The following is a 16,247-nucleotide window of genomic DNA, read 5'->3' on the forward strand; positions in this document are numbered from 1 at the left end:
GCATGACCAGCGCAGTGCACACCGCGCACCACAACGGCGTGGTGAAGGGGCTCGGTCGCGCGGGCATGGCCTGCTACGGCGCCGTGTACGTGATCATCGCGTACCTGGCCCTCCAGGTCGCGTTCGGCGGCGGGGGCCAGGAAGCCGACCAGACGGGGGCGCTGCAGGAGATCGCCAGCACCTCGTTCGGCGCGGTGGTCCTGTGGGTCCTCGCCATCGGCCTGCTCGCCTTCGGCGTCTGGCAACTGCTGATGGCCGCCGTCAGCTACCAGTGGCACGACGGCAAGAAGCGCACCTTCAAGCGCATCGGCGCCGCCGTCCGCGGCGTCGTCGGCATCTCCCTCGGCATCGCCGCCATCCGCATCGCCTCCGGCAACGGCAGCCAGAGCGGCGACGAGAAGCAGAAGGAGATGACCGCCCGCCTCATGGAACTCCCCGCGGGCCGCTTCATCGTCGGCCTGGTCGCCCTCATCGTCATCGGCGCAGGCATAGCCAGCATCGTCTCCGGTGTCCGCAAGTCCTTCATGAAGGACCTCGACACCAGCGAACTCCCCAAATCCCACTGGGTCGAGAAGCTCGGCATGGTCGGCCACATCGCCAAGGGCCTCGGCATCGCCATCGTCGGCACCCTCCTGGGCATCGCCGCCCTCGACGCCAACGCCGCCGAAGCAGGAGGCCTCGACTCAGCCCTCCGCACCCTCGCCGACCAGCCCTTCGGCACCGTCCTACTGGTGGTCGTCGCCGCAGGCTTCGCCGCCTTCGGCATCTACGCCATCGCCGCAGCCAAGGCCCACCGCACCTGACCGTGGAGCCGGTACAGCCGTCGAAGCGTTTGTACCGGCTTTGAGCTACGCCCCACCGGTAGGTTGACGCGCAATTCGGTAGACTCTGTTGCCGGAGTTAGGCTTCGTCGTTCTCGTGGGTTCGCGGCCTCAAGCCACCGCAACGAGGTTGTACTCCAGGATGTACGCGCTGGCGTCCAGGGTCATCTCGTTCACTTCGATCGCGACGTCGTCTGCTGTGCAGGCGGTGCGGGTGATGCAGATGACCGGTGTTCCCTGGGCGAGTCGGAGCGCTGAGGTTTCGTTGGCTCGGGGCATGCGGGAGCGGAGTTCTTCGCGGAACCGCACCGGTTTCAGGTCTAGTTCGGCGAGGCGGGCGTATGCGCCGCCGGGGCCGGTGTCTGGTGCGGTGATCCGGCTGCCACGAACCGCGTCGGCCGGGTAGTAGGTCTCGGCGAGTTGGATGGGGCGGTCCTCGACGACGTACTTGCGCCGTCGGACCAGCACCGTCTCGGTCGACAGCACGTGCCCGATGTGTGGCGGCGCGGTCTCTTCCGAGATCGCCAAGTCCTCGACAGTCGGCAATCGCTGGTGGTCATCGGACGCCCACACCGGTCCGCCCTGCAAGCGACTCGGTGACACGCGGCGGTACGGGTTGAACTCGCGCACGAACGTCCCAGCGCCCCGGCGGGCGACGATCAACCCCTCGTTCTTCAGCACGTCCAGCGCCCGGCGAGCGGTCGGCTGCTCCACCCCGTGGGCCGCCATCAGTTCGTTCTCGCTGGGGATCCGGTCACCCGGCTGGAGTTCGCCGGAGTCGATCCGCTGCCGTAGCGCGTCCGCGATGGCTCGGTAGCCCATGGATGCCCTCCGCTTCTGTACAGCTGCACCGTAACGGGCGATGGCCCGCCACCGGGGAGGGTGGCGGGCCATCGAGAAGCGGGTGCCTAGAACGCGGCTTCGTCGAGGTCCATCAGGTCCAGGTCGGCGGCTTCGACGATTTTGCGGGCGGCGGACAACTCCGGCAGGACGTTCTTGGCGAAGAACGACGCGACCGCCACCTTGCCCTCGTAGAAGGACTTGTCCCGTCCGGTGACCCCGGCGTCCAGGTGGGTCAGGGCGATTTCGGCTTGGCGCTGCAGGAGCCAGCCGACGAGGAGGTCGCCGGTGGCCATGAGGAGGCGGACGCTGTGCAGGCCGACTCGGTAGATGCTGCGGGGTTCCTCTTGGGACGCGGTCAGGTGGCCGACCATGGCGCCGAGGATGCCTTGGACGTCTTCGAGGGCCTGCTTGAGCAGTTCGCGTTCGCGCTTGAGGCGGCCGTTGTCGGTCTCGAGGAACTTGGTGATCTCCCCGGCGACGAACGCCAGCGCCTGGCCCTTGTCGCGGATGATCTTGCGGAAGAAGAAGTCCAGCGACTGGATGGCGGTGGTGCCCTCGTACAGGGAGTCGATCTTGGAGTCGCGGATGTACTGCTCTAGCGGGTAGTCCTGCAGGAAGCCGGAGCCGCCCAGGGTCTGCAGGGACTGGACCAGCTGCTCGGTCGCGCGCTCGGAGCCGACGCCCTTCACGATCGGGAGCAGCAGGTCGTTTACCCGTTCGGCGAGCTTCAGCGACTCCTCGTCACCCTCGCGGGTCCACAGCTGGTCCTGGAACGTGGCGTTGTACAGGTACACCGCGCGCAGGCCCTCGGCGTACGCCTTCTGCAGCATCAGGCTGCGTCGCACGTCCGGGTGGTGGGTGATGGTGACCCTGGGTGCGGTCTTGTCCAGCATGTTCGGCAGGTCGGCGCCCTGCACGCGCTCCTTGGCGTACTCCAGCGCGTTCAGGTAGCCGGTGGACAGCGTGGCGATCGCCTTGGTGCCGACCATCATCCTGGCGTACTCGATCACCTGGAACATCTGCGCGATGCCGTTGTGCACCTCGCCGAGCAGCCAGCCCTTGGCCGGGGTGCCGTGCTGGCCGAAGGTCACCTCGCAGGTCGTTGAGACCTTGAGGCCCATCTTGTGCTCGACGTTGGTCACGAACGCACCGTTGCGCTCGCCGAGGTCGCCGGTCTCGGTGTCGAAGTGGAACTTGGGCACCAGGAACAGGCTCAGCCCCTTGGTCCCCGGACCGTGGCCCTCGGGGCGGGCGAGCACCAGGTGCACGATGTTCTCGGTCAGGTCCTGGTCACCCGAGGTGATGAACCGCTTCACCCCGTCGATATGCCACGAGCCGTCGTCCTGCTTGACCGCCTTGGTGCGGCCCGCGCCCACGTCGGAACCGGCGTCCGGCTCGGTCAGCACCATGGTCGCGCCCCAGCCGCGGTCGATCATCAGCCGGGCCCAGCGCTTCTGCTCCTTGGTGCCGTTGTTGTGCACCACCATCGCGAAGTTCGGCCCGGCCAGGTAGATGAACAGTGCCGGGTTCGCGCCCAGGATCAGCTCGGAGGCCGCCCACTGGACCGTCGGCGGGAGGCCGAAGCCGCCCAGCTCGTTGGTCAGGCCGAGCCGCCACCACTCGCCGTCCCACAGCTGCTGGTACGACTTCTTGAACGACTCGGGCAGCGTGGCGCTGAAGGTCTTCGGGTCGTACTCCGGCGGGTTGCGGTCGGCGTCGACGAACGACTCGGACAGCGGCCCCACGGCGAGCTTGTTCAACTCGCTGAGCACACCGCGCGCGGTCTCCTCGTCGGACTCGGCCAGCACGCCCTTGCCGAGCCGGTCCCCGACGCCGAACACCTCGAACAGGTTGAACTCAAGGTCGCGGACGTTGCTCTTGTAGTGGCCCATCTCGTCGCTCCGTGTGTCACGCTCGTGAGCAGCGGCTACTCATCGGTAACTTGAGTCTATTACCGGTCGGTAGGAGCGGCAAGGCGCGGGGGCCCGTTCACCCGGTCAGTGGTCGAGATCTCACGTTCCGGTGCGGGGTCGGCGGATCGGAGCGATGAGCACACCCGACTTGAACGCCACCGCGACGGCATGGGTGCGGTCCCGGGCGCCGAACTTGCGCAGGATGCTCTTGACGTGCGTCCGGACGGTCTCCACCGAGACGAACAGGACCTTGGCGATGGCCTGGTTCTCCAGTCCGTCGGCGATCAGCTGCAGCACTTGGAACTCCCGGCGCGACAGTGGCTGCAGGTCGTCGGCCACCCTCGCCAGGCGGGTGCGCGGCGCGGCGACCGTGGCGGCGAGACCGGGGTCGAGGTAGCGGCGCGTCTCGTGGACCGCGCGGATCGCCTCGACGACCTGCGGTGGCTCTACCGAGCGCTGGATGACCCCGTGCACACCGGCGGTGATCGCGGTGGCCACGTACTGGGTGGTCCGGTGCGCCTCGCGGACCAGGATCAACACGGCGAGGTTGGGGCACGCGGCGCACAAGGAGGTCGACAGGTGTCCGCGGGTGTCTAGGCCGGAGTCGATAAGAACCACGTCGGGGCGGAACCGCTCGGTGAACCCTAGGGCGCTCTGCGGGGTGTCGGTCGCGCCGAGCCAGCGCAACCCGGGCGTGCGGAGGACTAGGGCGGACAGGCCTTCGCGGAACAAGGGGACGCCGTCGACGAGCGCGACGGTCATACTGATCTCCCCGAGCCTACCGACGAAGGCCCGGTGGGTGCTGCGCGGCATGGGAGGCTCCTCCAGCTGTTCACCCGTCCGTGTAGGTGCGACGACACCATCCGCCGCTCGTGACGTGCGGTTTCGACATTTCCGGCCATTTCCGCGACAACCTCACCCATACGGGTGAGATCGCCAGTGTGATCTGTGTTACATATATCGCCAGACCGTCGCGGTGTGTGTCGTCATCACTCGGTGGTGGTTGGCGACCAGGTCACGAACCGGCGTGAGATCGACGAATGGGTAGGAACGGCGCGGTCCGCCGGATAGGGTCATCGGAGTACTCCGGAGTGACCAGTCGGATGCCGAGCGTGGGCGGCCTGACCCAAACAGGGGGCTACGTGGAAGCGGGCGCGGTGCGCAATGCGGACGAGTGGTTCCGACTGATGGTCGAGACCGGACTCGCCCCCGGCCTGCGCGCGTTGGGGCTATCCGGCACCGGTAGGCACTTCCGGGTGATGGAGAACGCCCACGTCGGGCAGATCTCGATCCTGCAGTCGGCCAAGTCCAGCACCTACTCCACCCGGTTCACCCTGTCGTTGAGCGTCAACGCCACCGACGAGTGGGCCTCGCAGCTGCGCATCCGCCCGTACACCCGGGCCGCAGGCCACACCGGTGGCGGCTGGCAGGAGCGCATCGGCAACCTGATGCTGGTCGGCTCCGGCATACCGATCGGCGACCTGTGGTGGAAGATCGAGGCGGGCCGACCGTTCACGAACCTGTCCGCCGAGGTGCTGACCGCCGTGCGCGAGTTCGGGCTACCGGCCATCCGCGACCAGATCCGCGCCCGCGTGCACTGATGTGGCCGAAGAGAACCCGGACTACCCGCGGACCCAGCTGATTACCTACCTCGGTAACAAGCGCGGCCTCTTAGCCCCGATCGACACGGCCGTCCGGGCTGTCCGCGAGCACCTTGGTCGCCCCTTACGCATTCTCGACGCGTTCTCCGGCTCCGGTGTCGTCTCCCGCGCCCTCAAGCAACACGCGTCCACACTGGTGGTCAACGACATTGAGGACTACGCGCGCGTGGTCAGCCAGTGCTACCTGACCAACGCTGACGAGGTAGATCTACCGGCACTGGAGCAGGTCGTCCGCGACCTCAACCGTCAGGTAGACCTCTCCCCCGGCGACGGCTTCATCCGCAAGCTCTATGCCCCAGCGGACGACGACCACATCGAGGCCGGGGAGCGCGTCTTCTACACCACCAGCAACGCCCGAAGACTCGACAGTTACGCCTGTCTGATCCGCCAAGCCCCACCGGACTTACAGCCGCTCTTACTCGGGCCACTGCTGTCAGCGGCATCGATACACACCAACACCGCAGGCCTCTTCAAGGGCTTCTACAAGGACAGAACCACCGGCGTCGGCCGCTTCGGCGGTAGCGGTAAGGACGCGTTATCCCGCATCAAGGGCGAGATCCGGCTCAGTGTCCCCGTCCTGAGCAACTTCTCTTGCGCTGTCACGGTCCTCCAGCAAGACGCCAACACCCTCCCCGAGGCACTGGACGAGTTGGACCTGGCCTACCTGGACCCGCCGTACAACCAACACCCGTACGGCTCCAACTACTTCATGCTCAACCTGCTGGTCAACTACACCGAGCCCACCGAGATCAGCCCCATCTCCGGCATCCCCACCAACTGGCGCCGCTCCGCGTACAACATCCGCAAGCAGGCCCCGGCCCTCCTGGCCGACCTCCTGGCCCGCATCCCCGCCCGCTTCATCCTCATCTCCGCCAACAACGAGGGCTTCATCTCCCCTCCCGCCCTCCAACACCTACTCCGCGCCGCGGGCACCGTCACGGAGTTCACCACCCAGTACAACGCCTTCCGCGGCAGCAGGAACCTCCACTCCCGCACCCTCCACGTAACCGAACACCTCTACCTGGTGGACAAGTCCCGCGAACTCCACCCCGCCGCTGCCCAGGACTGAGTGCGCGGCACCAAGACGAACTCGCCCAACTGGACCAGATGGGACTTTTCGGCAACCTGCATTGTGAATGGGAACTATTCGGTCGCGCTGGGGTTGACCGCATCCGCGCTGGTTGGGGCGTTGAGGGCGCTGTATAGGCGATGCCTATGTTTCATTGGCATGTACCGCAGAGGAAAGGACATCGTCACTGTGAACCTTGTCAATCGTCCCAGTGACAAGGAGTTCTCCAGATGTCCGTCAAATCCCTGTTCGCAGGCGCGGTCGGTGTCGCGGTTCTCGTAATGCCGGTGATCGCCAGTTCCGCGTCCGCCGAAACGTCGAGTGCGTCCGCCGCCAAGACGGTTTGCGTCAGCACCTCCGGCGCGCCGCAGTTCCGCCAGTACATCATCGCCGGGCTCGGCAAGTGGAACGAGTCCGTGCGCAACGTCCAGTTGAAGGAGTGCGCGGGCGCCACGCTGAGGTACGTCGAGGGCAGCTACGGCCAGCAGGGCTCGCACGCGGTGACCAACGGCCACGGCCAGGGCACGATCTACATCGACTTCCAGCAGATGGCCAAGTACGACAAGGTCCGCATCACCGCGCACGAGACGGGCCACGCACTCGGCCTCAAGGACCATTACCAGGGCCCGTGCTCAGAACTGATGTCCGGCGGCGGCGCCGGAACCTCCTGCCACAACGCCAGCCCGAACGCCCAGGAGCGCCAGTCCATCGAGCGCATGTGGGCCAACGGCTACACCGCCCCCGAAACCTGGTCCATCCAGCAGTAACCCCATTCCCCCCGGTCCGGGGAGCCCACCCCTCCCCGGACCCCACCCACACCCATTGGCTACGTACTCAATGTGAGAACCGAAGGTTCAAGCGAGCCCCACTGGTTCCGGCGCCCGCCGCACCGTGGGCGACAGCCCCATTGGTTACACACCTTGATGCGATGACCGAAGGTCGAGCGAACCCCGCTGGTTCCGGCGCCGACCGCACCGTGGGGGTCTGGGGGCTCTGCCCCCAGATGTAATGGCGAAACCACAAGGTCCAAGCATTCCTTGGACATGGGTAGCCCTGGTTGAGCGGATGACGGGAATCGAACCCGCGTATTCAGCTTGGGAAGCTGATGTTCTACCATTGAACTACATCCGCAGTGATCTGGAAGATCGCCGTCAGCCTACACGGCCTGGGTGGGCGCGTCACGGGGAGGTGGCGTGGTTAGGGTGTGGGGGTGTTGCTGAGCGATCGTGACCTGCGGGAAGAGTTGGCGGCTGGGCGGCTGGGGTTGGAGCCGTTCGAGCCGTTGATGGTGCAGCCGTCGAGTGTTGACGTGCGGTTGGACCGGTTCTTCCGGGTGTTCAACAACACGCGGTACACGCACATCGATCCGCGGCAGCAGCAGGATGACCTGACGTCGTTGGTCGAGGCTGAGGACGACGAGCCGTTCGTGCTGCACCCCGGGGAGTTCGTGCTGGGGTCGACGTTCGAGGCGGTGACGTTGCCGGATGACCTGGCTGGGCGGCTGGAGGGCAAGTCGTCGCTGGGGCGGTTGGGGTTGTTGACGCACTCGACGGCGGGGTTCATCGATCCGGGGTTCACGGGGCACATCACGTTGGAGCTGTCCAACGTCGCCAACTTGCCGATCACGTTGTGGCCGGGGATGAAGATCGGGCAGCTCTGCCTGTTCCGGCTGTCCTCAGCGGCCGAGTTCCCCTACGGCTCCAAGGAAGCCGGGTCGCGCTACCAGGGGCAGCGGGGTCCGACGCCCTCTAGGGCTTACCTGAACTTTCACCGGGTCGACACCAAGCGCTGACCGACCGGCGTGATGAACACGGCGGCCACAGGTAGCGCTGCCACTAGGGATAGGGCTAACGGCCAGCCGAAGGCGGTTACCACTACCGCGAACAGTGGGGCGATGACGAGAGCCATCGCGTTCTGGCCAGTGTTCTGGATGCCCAACGCGCGGCCTGCCCAGAACGGGCCCGCTAGTTCTGCCGTCGCTGTGAACGCCAGCCCGTTGTCGGTCACCGAGATGATCAGCACCGCGACCAGCCCCACCACGGCCACCCACGTCGAGCCGCCGAAGGCCCAGATCATCAGCGCCGCCGCCACGGCCACCGCGATGATCCGCATCGGCCGCATCCGGCTCCCCATCCGGTCCGACCACACCCCGGCCCCGATCCGACCGGCCGCGCCGAAGATCTGCACCACGGCGAGCACGACCCCGGCCGTGACCGCGTTCCACCCGTGTTCCGTGACCAGGTAGGTCAAGGCGAACGTGCTCGAGGTGAACTGGGGTGCCACCAGTAGCGCACTAGCGATGTGGACTCGCCACAACGTTGGCGTCCGGTAGGGCGACCTGGTCTCGGTGACAGTGCGCGCTGCCGTGCGTGGCGGGTCCAACAGCCACAGGGCAACGACAACTGCCAGCACCAGGCACAATGCGGCAGGTACGACTAACGCCGCGCGATAGCCCCAAGCCTCCCCCGCAGCAGGTAGCACTAGAGCGGCGAATCCGACGCCGATGGGTGTGCACGTCTGTCGGATCCCCATCGCCAGACCGCGCTCGGACGCCTCGAACCACCCCAGCACCGCCCGCCCGCTGGCCGAGGTGATCGACGCCGAGAACACCCCCGCCACGACCATCAGCGCGCCGAGTCCCACCACCCCGCTCACCGCGGCGGCGGCCAGGCCCGCGAGCCCGGTGCCCGCCATGCCGATGCCCATCACGACCCGCTCGCCGAACCGGTCCGCCGCGGCGCCCCACGCGATCAGCGCGACGAGCACCCCGAGCACCGGCACCACCGCCAGCGTCCCGCCCTCGGTCAGCGACAGCCCCAACTCGGCCCGCAACTGCGGCAGCAGGAAGGGCAACCCGTAGACCAGACTCGTCACGGCGGCCTGCGCGGCGACCGCGATCGTGAGGATCCACCAGCGACGTCCCATGTAGTTAACGTAGCTAAGTGTTCCTGGATAGCGGAACAACTTTCCCGCCATACGAGAAGCGCCCCCGACCGCGGCAGGTCGGGGGCGCTGTCGAGAACCGGCTACTTGTCCTCGTCCGCCAACGGAGTCCCGGTGCCCACCTCGTCGGTCGGGGTGTCCATCGGCTCGTCCTTGCCCCGTCGCACCGCCGCCAGCAGCAGCTGCGCGACGTCCACGACCTCGACGTGCGCCCCGGCCAACCCGTCCGCCTGCCGCGCGGTGACCCCGTCGGTCAGCATCACGCGGCAGAACGGGCAGCCAGTCGCGATCTTCGACGGCGCGGTCCCCAGTGCCTCGTCGACCCGGTCGACGTTGATGCGCTTACCGATGCGCTCTTCCATCCACATTCGCGCACCACCCGCACCGCAGCACATAGACCTATCCGCGTGGCGTGGCATCTCACGCAACCGCGCACCGGAAGCACCAACGAGCTCACGCGGCGCTTCATAGACCTTGTTGTGCCGCCCCAAGTAGCAAGGATCGTGATAGGTGACGTCTTCCGTCACCGGTGCCACCGGGACAAGGCGGCGCTCACGCACCAACTTGTTCAACAACTGGGTGTGGTGCAAGACCTCGTAGTTGCCGCCGACCTGCGGGTACTCGTTCGCGATCGTGTTGAAGCAGTGCGCGCACGTCACCACGATCTTGCGCTTACCCGGCTCGCGGCCCTCGAACACCGAGTTGATGACCTCGACGTTCTGCTGGGCCAGCATCTGGAACAGGAACTCGTTGCCCGCCCGCCGCGCCGGGTCGCCCGTGCAGGTTTCCTCCGGCCCGAGCACCACGTACTTCACCTCGGCGGTGTGCAGCAGCTCCGCGACCGCGCGCGTCGTCTTCTTGGCCCGGTCCTCGAACGCGCCCGCGCAGCCCACCCAGAACAGGTACTCGGTGTCGTCGGTCAGCTCCCCGTCGAACACCGGGACCTCGAACTCCAGCTCCTCGGTCCAGGCGAGCCGGTCCTTGGCGTTCTGGCCCCACGGGTTGCCCTTGTTCTCCAGGTTCTTGAACATCCCGCCGAGCTCGCTGGGGAAGTTCGACTCGATCAGCACCTGGTAGCGGCGCATGTCGACGATGTGGTCCACGTGCTCGATGTCCACCGGGCACTGCTCGACGCACGCGCCGCAGGTGGTGCAGGACCACAGCACCTCGGTGTCGATGACCGCGCCGTCGTCGCCGATCAGCGCCTTCTGCGACTCGGCGATGGCCAGCACGTCGATGCCCGCGTACGGGTTGTCCCCGGTCAGCCCGACCTCGTCGCCCGCCATGTCCCTGCTGCCGCCCGCGAGCAGGTACGGGGCCTTGGCGTAGGCGTGGTCGCGCAGCTGGGTGATCAGCAGCTTCGGCGACAGCGGCTTGCCGGTGTTCCACGCCGGGCACTGCGACTGGCAGCGGCCGCACTCGGTGCAGGTGGTGAAGTCCAGCCAGCCCTTCCAGGTGAAGTCCTCGACCTTGCCCGCGCCGAAGACGTCCTTCTCCGGGTCGGCCTCCTCGAAGTCGAGCGGCTTGCCGCCGGACATCATCGGCCGCAGCGGGCCGAGCGCGACCCCGCCGTCGTCCTCGCGCTTGAAGTAGATGTTGAAGAAGGCGCTGAACCGGTGCCAGGCCACGCCCATGGTCATGTACTTGGCGACCACGTACACCCACACCATGGCGCCCATCAGCTTGATGAACGCCAGCACCGAGACCAGGGCCGGGCTCGCGGGCAGCAGCTCGCCGAGCGGGTTGGTCACGAACGCCGCCCAGGTCGGGACCTCGTGCGCGCCGAGTGCCGCCTTACCGGCCCGCACGCCCAGGATGCCGATGCCCTCGAAGATCACCACGGCCTCGACGAAGTACGCCTGCCACTGGTTCGACCCCTGGAACCGGGACAGCCGGTCGGCACGGCGCGGGTGGTTGCGCTGCCGGATGACCGCGAGCGCGACGCCGCCGACGATCGTGCCGATGCCGAGCAGCTCCATCAGCAGGTGCCACAGGCTCCAGTGGTCGAGGACCGGCCAACCCCAGGTCGGCACGAACACCTCGCCGTAGGCCTCGAACAGCGCGGCCGACCCGATCAGGAAGCCCCACATCACCAGCCAGTGCCAGGGCCCGACGTGCCGGAACTTGTTCATCCTGGTGTGCGCGGCGAATTCCTTGACCAGCGTCTTCATCCGCGGCACGAACGGCCCGTTGCGGGTGGCGTCCGGCTGGCCGAGCCGGATGATGGCGACCATCCGCGCCACGGTCCGCACGAACATGCCCCACGCGACGAGGCTGACCGCGACCGCGACCAACCCCAGTGCCAGCTGCACGGCGCCCATGTGGTGGTGCCCTTCCGTCGATCTGGTGCGGGTGGGTGGACCCTACGCGTTCTTACTGGCCGGTAACCGACTTTGAGAAGCCTAAGTCGGTCAAGTGTGGCGCACACCTCGGTAACTTCCTGGACACTTGTTCAGGTAGTTTGCCGGTGTGCACCCGCCCATCCTCCCCGTGATCACCCGGCTCGGCCCGACGTGAGGAGCTACCGCCGGGTCGACGGCCGCAGGACCAGGGGCGACCGGCGCAGGCGCGAGATCGTCGAGGCGACGCTGCGGGTGGTCGAGCGCGACGGCGTCGCGGGCGTGTCGCACCGGTCGGTCGCGGCGGAGGCGGAGATCCCACCCGCGTCGATCACCTACCACTTCGCCGCGCTCGACGACCTGCTCGTGGCCGCGCTGGTGCACTCGGCGGAGGAGTCGGCTGCCCGCACCAGGGACCTCATCGAGTCCAGTCGGATCAAGGGCAGCGGACCCGCGGGCGCCGTCGCGGAGATGCTGGCCGACGCGCTCGGGCCCCGGCGCGGCCGGACGATGGCGCAGTTCGAGCTCTACCTGCTCGCCGCACGCCGGCCCGCGCTCCGCCCGGCCGCGCGGCTGTGGATCGACGTGCTGACCAGCCTCGGCCGCCAGCCCGACGAGGTCGGCTTCCGCGCGTTCCTCGCCGCCCTCGACGGCATGCTCACCCAGGGCCTGATCGACGACGAACCGCCGACGGCCGCCGAGTTGCTGCCGGTCGTGGAGCACCTGCTCGCCCCGTTGCGGTAGGTGCCCAGTACCAGGCGGCTGGGGACAGCGCCTGGGACCAAAGTCGTACTCGAACCAAGACCCGGGTCCGATGTCGGCGCACGCCGGGGACCCTAGTCTCGGGTGGGGGTCGTCGGGGGGCGCTGACCAGCGGAAACGGGACGTCGTACCACCTGGGGGTAGGGACAACTTCAGGGCAGGGTCGGGGGCGTCCCGGATTTCGGCAACCGGTCTGCGGTCCTAGCGTCGCGGTAGCGGTTCTTCCTGGTGGTTCGCGGTTTCCGGTGGGGGTGTCATGGCGAGCGGTGTGGTGGTCGGCAGGTCAAGACGAGGGGTGCTGGGGGTGACCGCCGTGGGGGTGGCGGTCCTGCTCTCCTCGGTGGGTGCCTGCGGTATCACGACGAAGCGGTTCAGCGATGACGCCGCGGTCGGCGAGGTGATCCGGGCGGTCCGGATCGAGTCCGAGGCCGGTTCGGTGCGGTTGCGGGCGGGCACGTCCACCAGCGTGCACCGCACCGTGTCCCACCTCGACGACCGCCCGGGAGCCACGCACCGGGTCGAGGGGGACGTGTTGGTCCTGCGGGAGTGCGAGACGCGCAACTGCTGGGTCGACTACGAGGTGGTCGTGCCGGAGGGCGTGACCGTCTCGGGCGGGCTCGACTCGGGGTCCGTCGACGTCGAGGGGGCGTCGACGGTCAACCTGCGGGTCAGCTCGGGGGAGGTGAAGGTGCGCAGGGTGTCCGGCGCGGTGCACGTGGCGGCCGAGTCCGGCTCGGTCGACCTGGTCGACGTCAAGGGGAAGGTCGCCGTCGAGGCGAGCTCGGGGGACGTCTCGGCCAGGAACACCGGCGCCGCCACCCTGCGCGCCGAGTCCGGCTCGGTGGACGCCCAGGGGATCGACGGCCCGGTCGACGTGACCGCGCAGTCGGGCACCGTCACCGTCCGGTTGGTCAAGGCCGCGGCGGTCCGTGCGGTCAGCAGCAGCGGTTCGGTGCAGGTCATCGTGCCGCGGGGGGAATACCGGGTGAGCGCGCACACCGACAGCGGGGACGTCGACAACGGCGTCGGCGACTACCGCGATTCGCCCAACCACTTGGAACTCAGCGCGGAGTCCGGCGACGTGACGGTGAGGTTCGGCTGATGGCAGAGCAGGCAGTTGTGGGTCAGGCGGCAGTGGGTCAGGCAGCAGCGGGGCAAGCAGTTGGGGGCCACGCGGCAGTGGGTCCGGTAGTGGTGGAGCGGCCCGCGGCGCCGGTGCGGACGGGGGGCGCGGTGATCCACGAGCGGGCCGACGCGGCCCGCAACCGGCGGCGGATCCTGATCGCCGCCCGTGCCCTGTTCGCCCAGCGCGGGGTGGACAAGGTCACGATGGACCAGATCGCCGCGGCGGCCGGGGTGGGCAAGGGGACCCTGTTCCGGCGCTTCGGGGACAAGTCGGGGTTGGCCGCCGCGCTGCTCGACGACGGGGAGCGGGAGCTGCGCGCGCGGGTGGCCGAGGGGGCGGCGCCGCTGGGTCCGGGGGGAGACCCGGCGGCGCGGCTGCTCGCCTTCTTCGACGCCTACCTCACCTTCCTGACCGACCACCTGGACCTGGTGCACCTCGCCGAGACCGCGCGGCCGGGCACCCGGTACCGGATCGCGGCCTACCGGTTCTGGCACGCGCACGTCGCCTCGCTGCTCACCGCGGCGAGGGCGGCGGGCGACCAGGACGCGCTCGCGCACGTGCTGCTGGCCGGCGTCGCAGCCGACCTGCAGCGGGCCGTGCGGGCCGAGGTGACCGCGGCCGGGATGCGGGCCTCCGTGCTGCACGTGGTCGATTCCGTGGTGAACGCCCAGGTCAGCGCGCCGAACCCGGTCGAGTCGGCCGTCGAGGCGGAGCCGGAGCGCCCGCTGCCGTCGCCAGGTTCAGTGGTGGCGCTCACGCCGGGAACAACCGACCGGGGTGCTTCGTTGTGGGTGCAGGAAGGTTGAGCGGGGCGGACTCAAGTTAAAAACCTCAGTCCGGTAGGCTCAACTTCGCCAGGCCCCGGGGTGGGCCGACACCACAGGCACAGCACCAGCAGGAGGAAACCATGGCGCGAGCGGTCGGCATCGACCTGGGGACGACCAACTCCGTCGTCGCCGTCCTGGAGGGCGGTGAACCGACGGTTATCGCCAACTCGGAGGGCTCGCGGACGACCCCGTCCATCGTGGCGTTCGCCAAGAACGGCGAGGTCCTGGTCGGTCAGCCCGCCAAGAACCAGGCCGTCACCAACGTGGACCGCACGGTCCGCTCGGTCAAGCGCCACATCGGCACCGGGTGGAAGACCGACGCGATCGACGACAAGGCCTACACCGCGCAGGAGATCAGCGCCCGCGTGCTGATGAAGCTCAAGCGCGACGCCGAGGCCTACCTCGGCGAGACCATCACCGACGCGGTGATCACCGTCCCCGCGTACTTCGAGGACGCCCAGCGCCAGGCCACCAAGGAGGCCGGGCAGATCGCGGGCCTCAACGTGCTGCGGATCGTGAACGAGCCGACCGCGGCGGCGCTGGCCTACGGCCTGGACAAGGGCGCCAAGGAGCAGACCATCCTGGTCTTCGACCTCGGCGGCGGCACCTTCGACGTGTCCCTGCTCGAGATCGGCGACGGCGTCGTCGAGGTCCGCGCGACCAGCGGCGACAACCACCTCGGTGGCGACGACTGGGACCAGCGCGTCGTCGACTGGCTGGTGGAGAAGTTCAAGGCCTCGGCGGGCATCGACCTGACCAAGGACAAGATGGCCCTGCAGCGCATCCGCGAGGCGGCCGAGAAGGCGAAGATCGAGCTGTCCAGCTCGAACAGCGCCAACATCAACCTGCCCTACATCACCGTGGACGCGGACAAGAACCCGCTGTTCCTGGACGAGACGCTGACCCGCGCCGAGTTCCAGCGGATCACCGCCGACCTGCTCGACCGCACCCGCGCCCCGTTCAACAACGTGGTGAAGGACGCGGGCGTGTCCGTCGGCGAGATCGACCACGTCGTGCTGGTCGGCGGCTCCACCCGGATGCCCGCCGTCGCCGAGCTGGTCAAGGAGCTGACCGGCGGCCGCGAGCCGAACAAGGGCGTCAACCCGGACGAGGTCGTCGCGGTCGGCGCCGCGCTGCAGGCCGGTGTGCTCAAGGGCGAGGTCAAGGACGTCCTGCTGCTCGACGTGACCCCGCTGTCGCTGGGCATCGAGACCAAGGGCGGGGTGTTCACCAAGCTCATCGAGCGCAACACCACCATCCCGACCAAGCGCTCGGAGATCTTCTCCACCGCCGACGACAACCAGACCACCGTGGGCATCCAGGTGTTCCAGGGTGAGCGCGACTTCGCCGCCGACAACAAGAAGCTCGGCACCTTCGACCTGACCGGCCTGCCGCCTGCCCCGCGCGGCGTCCCGCAGGTCGAGGTCACCTTCGACATCGACGCGAACGGCATCGTCCACGTCAACGCGAAGGACCTGGGCACCGGCAAGGAGCAGTCGATGACGATCACCGGTGGCTCCGCGCTGCCGAAGGACGACATCGACCGGATGGTCCGCGACGCCGAGGCGCACGCCGAGGACGACCGCAAGCGCCGCGAGGAGGCCGAGGTCCGCAACCAGGCCGAGTCGCTGGTCTACCAGACCGAGAAGTTCGTCAAGGACAACGACGAGAAGATCCCGGCCGAGGCCAAGGAGAAGGTCGGCGCCGCGCTGGCCGAGGCGAACGAGTCGCTCAAGGGCACCGACATCGCCGCGATCAAGGCCGCGATGGAGAAGCTGGCCGCCGAGTCGCAGACCATGGGGTCCGCGCTCTACGCCAACACCGGCGCGCAGCCCGGCGGTGCCGAGGACGCGGGCCAGGCCGGGCAGGGCCAGCAGGCCAAGTCCGACGCCGACGACGTGGTGGACGCCGAGATCGTCGACGAGGACAAGGACAAGAAGTGA

General features: G+C 68.2%; 14 protein-coding genes and 1 tRNA gene. 9 read left to right on the plus strand and 6 right to left on the minus strand.

Features of this window, described 5'->3' with window-relative positions; genetic code table 11:
• Nucleotides 1-2: 2 nt before the first annotated feature.
• On the plus strand, nt 3-803 hold the full coding sequence (locus tag LV79_RS05350; protein WP_253832623.1) for a DUF1206 domain-containing protein: 801 nt from the start codon (nt 3-5) through the stop codon (nt 801-803).
• A gap of 129 nt (nt 804-932) precedes the next feature.
• Here the strand turns inward: LV79_RS05350 and LV79_RS05355 are convergent, their stop codons facing one another.
• From LV79_RS05355 to LV79_RS05365, 3 genes are all read right to left on the minus strand, one after another.
• On the minus strand, nt 933-1,643 hold the full coding sequence (locus tag LV79_RS05355; protein WP_253832625.1) for a GntR family transcriptional regulator: 711 nt from the start codon (nt 1,641-1,643) through the stop codon (nt 933-935).
• 86 nt (nt 1,644-1,729) lie between these two features.
• Nucleotides 1,730-3,556, minus strand: a complete 1,827-nt coding sequence (locus LV79_RS05360; protein WP_253832627.1) for an acyl-CoA dehydrogenase — start codon at nt 3,554-3,556, stop codon at nt 1,730-1,732.
• A gap of 120 nt (nt 3,557-3,676) precedes the next feature.
• Nucleotides 3,677-4,390, minus strand: coding sequence for a response regulator transcription factor (locus LV79_RS05365; protein WP_253832629.1), 714 nt, complete (start codon nt 4,388-4,390; stop codon nt 3,677-3,679).
• Nucleotides 4,391-4,680: 290 nt separating this feature from the next.
• Between LV79_RS05365 and LV79_RS05370 the strand changes: the two genes are divergently transcribed.
• From LV79_RS05370 to LV79_RS05380, 3 genes are all read left to right on the plus strand, one after another.
• Nucleotides 4,681-5,178, plus strand: a complete 498-nt coding sequence (locus LV79_RS05370; RefSeq protein ID WP_253832631.1) for a DUF4304 domain-containing protein — start codon at nt 4,681-4,683, stop codon at nt 5,176-5,178.
• Between the two features lies 1 nt (nt 5,179).
• Nucleotides 5,180-6,307, plus strand: a complete 1,128-nt coding sequence (locus tag LV79_RS05375) for a DNA adenine methylase (RefSeq protein WP_253832633.1) — start codon at nt 5,180-5,182, stop codon at nt 6,305-6,307.
• Between the two features lie 230 nt (nt 6,308-6,537).
• Nucleotides 6,538-7,074, plus strand: a complete 537-nt coding sequence (locus LV79_RS05380; protein ID WP_253832635.1) for a snapalysin family zinc-dependent metalloprotease — start codon at nt 6,538-6,540, stop codon at nt 7,072-7,074.
• A 293-nt stretch (nt 7,075-7,367) separates the two neighbouring features.
• Here the strand turns inward: LV79_RS05380 and LV79_RS05385 are convergent.
• Nucleotides 7,368-7,438: transfer RNA gene (locus tag LV79_RS05385), tRNA-Gly, on the minus strand.
• A 79-nt stretch (nt 7,439-7,517) separates the two neighbouring features.
• On the opposite strand from LV79_RS05385, the gene dcd reads away from it, so the two are divergent.
• On the plus strand, nt 7,518-8,099 hold the full coding sequence (gene dcd / locus LV79_RS05390) for a dCTP deaminase (RefSeq protein ID WP_253832637.1): 582 nt from the start codon (nt 7,518-7,520) through the stop codon (nt 8,097-8,099).
• Here dcd and LV79_RS05395 read toward each other — a convergent pair.
• Nucleotides 8,075-9,232 carry an MFS transporter gene (locus LV79_RS05395; RefSeq protein ID WP_253832639.1) on the minus strand — a complete coding sequence of 386 codons (1,158 nt, stop codon included), beginning with the start codon at nt 9,230-9,232 and terminating at the stop codon, nt 8,075-8,077. The genes dcd and LV79_RS05395 overlap by 25 nt on opposite strands.
• Nucleotides 9,233-9,333: 101 nt before the next feature.
• Entirely contained in the window at nt 9,334-11,571 is a 2,238-nt protein-coding gene (locus tag LV79_RS05400) for a (Fe-S)-binding protein (protein ID WP_253832641.1), read from the minus strand.
• Nucleotides 11,572-11,763: 192 nt separating this feature from the next.
• On the opposite strand from LV79_RS05400, the gene LV79_RS05405 reads away from it, so the two are divergent.
• The 4 genes from LV79_RS05405 (at nt 11,764) to dnaK (ending at nt 16,247) form a co-directional block, all read left to right on the plus strand.
• Complete coding sequence (locus tag LV79_RS05405) at nt 11,764-12,333, plus strand: TetR/AcrR family transcriptional regulator (RefSeq protein ID WP_253832643.1); 570 nt, start codon at nt 11,764-11,766, stop codon at nt 12,331-12,333.
• A 322-nt stretch (nt 12,334-12,655) separates the two neighbouring features.
• Nucleotides 12,656-13,453 carry a DUF4097 family beta strand repeat-containing protein gene (locus LV79_RS05410; RefSeq protein WP_253832645.1) on the plus strand — a complete coding sequence of 266 codons (798 nt, stop codon included), beginning with the start codon at nt 12,656-12,658 and terminating at the stop codon, nt 13,451-13,453.
• Nucleotides 13,454-13,584: 131 nt separating this feature from the next.
• A complete protein-coding gene (locus tag LV79_RS05415; RefSeq protein ID WP_253832647.1) occupies nt 13,585-14,283 on the plus strand; it encodes a TetR/AcrR family transcriptional regulator in 699 nt (232 codons plus the stop codon).
• Between the two features lie 101 nt (nt 14,284-14,384).
• Nucleotides 14,385-16,247, plus strand: coding sequence for a molecular chaperone DnaK (gene dnaK, locus LV79_RS05420; RefSeq protein ID WP_253832649.1), 1,863 nt, complete (start codon nt 14,385-14,387; stop codon nt 16,245-16,247).

This window comes from Actinokineospora globicatena, from assembly GCF_024171945.1.
In the GTDB taxonomy this organism is placed as follows: Bacteria; Actinomycetota; Actinomycetes; order Mycobacteriales; family Pseudonocardiaceae; genus Actinokineospora; species Actinokineospora globicatena.

Bases quoted from the DNA above. Each gene is read 5' to 3' on its own strand.
- LV79_RS05350 (WP_253832623.1), top strand. From the start codon at position 3: ATGACCAGCGCAGTGCACACCGCGCACCACAACGGCGTGGTGAAGGGG.
- LV79_RS05355 (WP_253832625.1), bottom strand. From the start codon at position 1,643: ATGGGCTACCGAGCCATCGCGGACGCGCTACGGCAGCGGATCGACTCC.
- LV79_RS05360 (WP_253832627.1), bottom strand. From the start codon at position 3,556: ATGGGCCACTACAAGAGCAACGTCCGCGACCTTGAGTTCAACCTGTTC.
- LV79_RS05365 (WP_253832629.1), bottom strand. From the start codon at position 4,390: ATGCCGCGCAGCACCCACCGGGCCTTCGTCGGTAGGCTCGGGGAGATC.
- LV79_RS05370 (WP_253832631.1), top strand. From the start codon at position 4,681: ATGCCGAGCGTGGGCGGCCTGACCCAAACAGGGGGCTACGTGGAAGCG.
- LV79_RS05380 (WP_253832635.1), top strand. From the start codon at position 6,538: ATGTCCGTCAAATCCCTGTTCGCAGGCGCGGTCGGTGTCGCGGTTCTC.
- LV79_RS05395 (WP_253832639.1), bottom strand. From the start codon at position 9,232: ATGGGACGTCGCTGGTGGATCCTCACGATCGCGGTCGCCGCGCAGGCC.
- LV79_RS05400 (WP_253832641.1), bottom strand. From the start codon at position 11,571: ATGGGCGCCGTGCAGCTGGCACTGGGGTTGGTCGCGGTCGCGGTCAGC.
- dnaK (WP_253832649.1), top strand. From the start codon at position 14,385: ATGGCGCGAGCGGTCGGCATCGACCTGGGGACGACCAACTCCGTCGTC.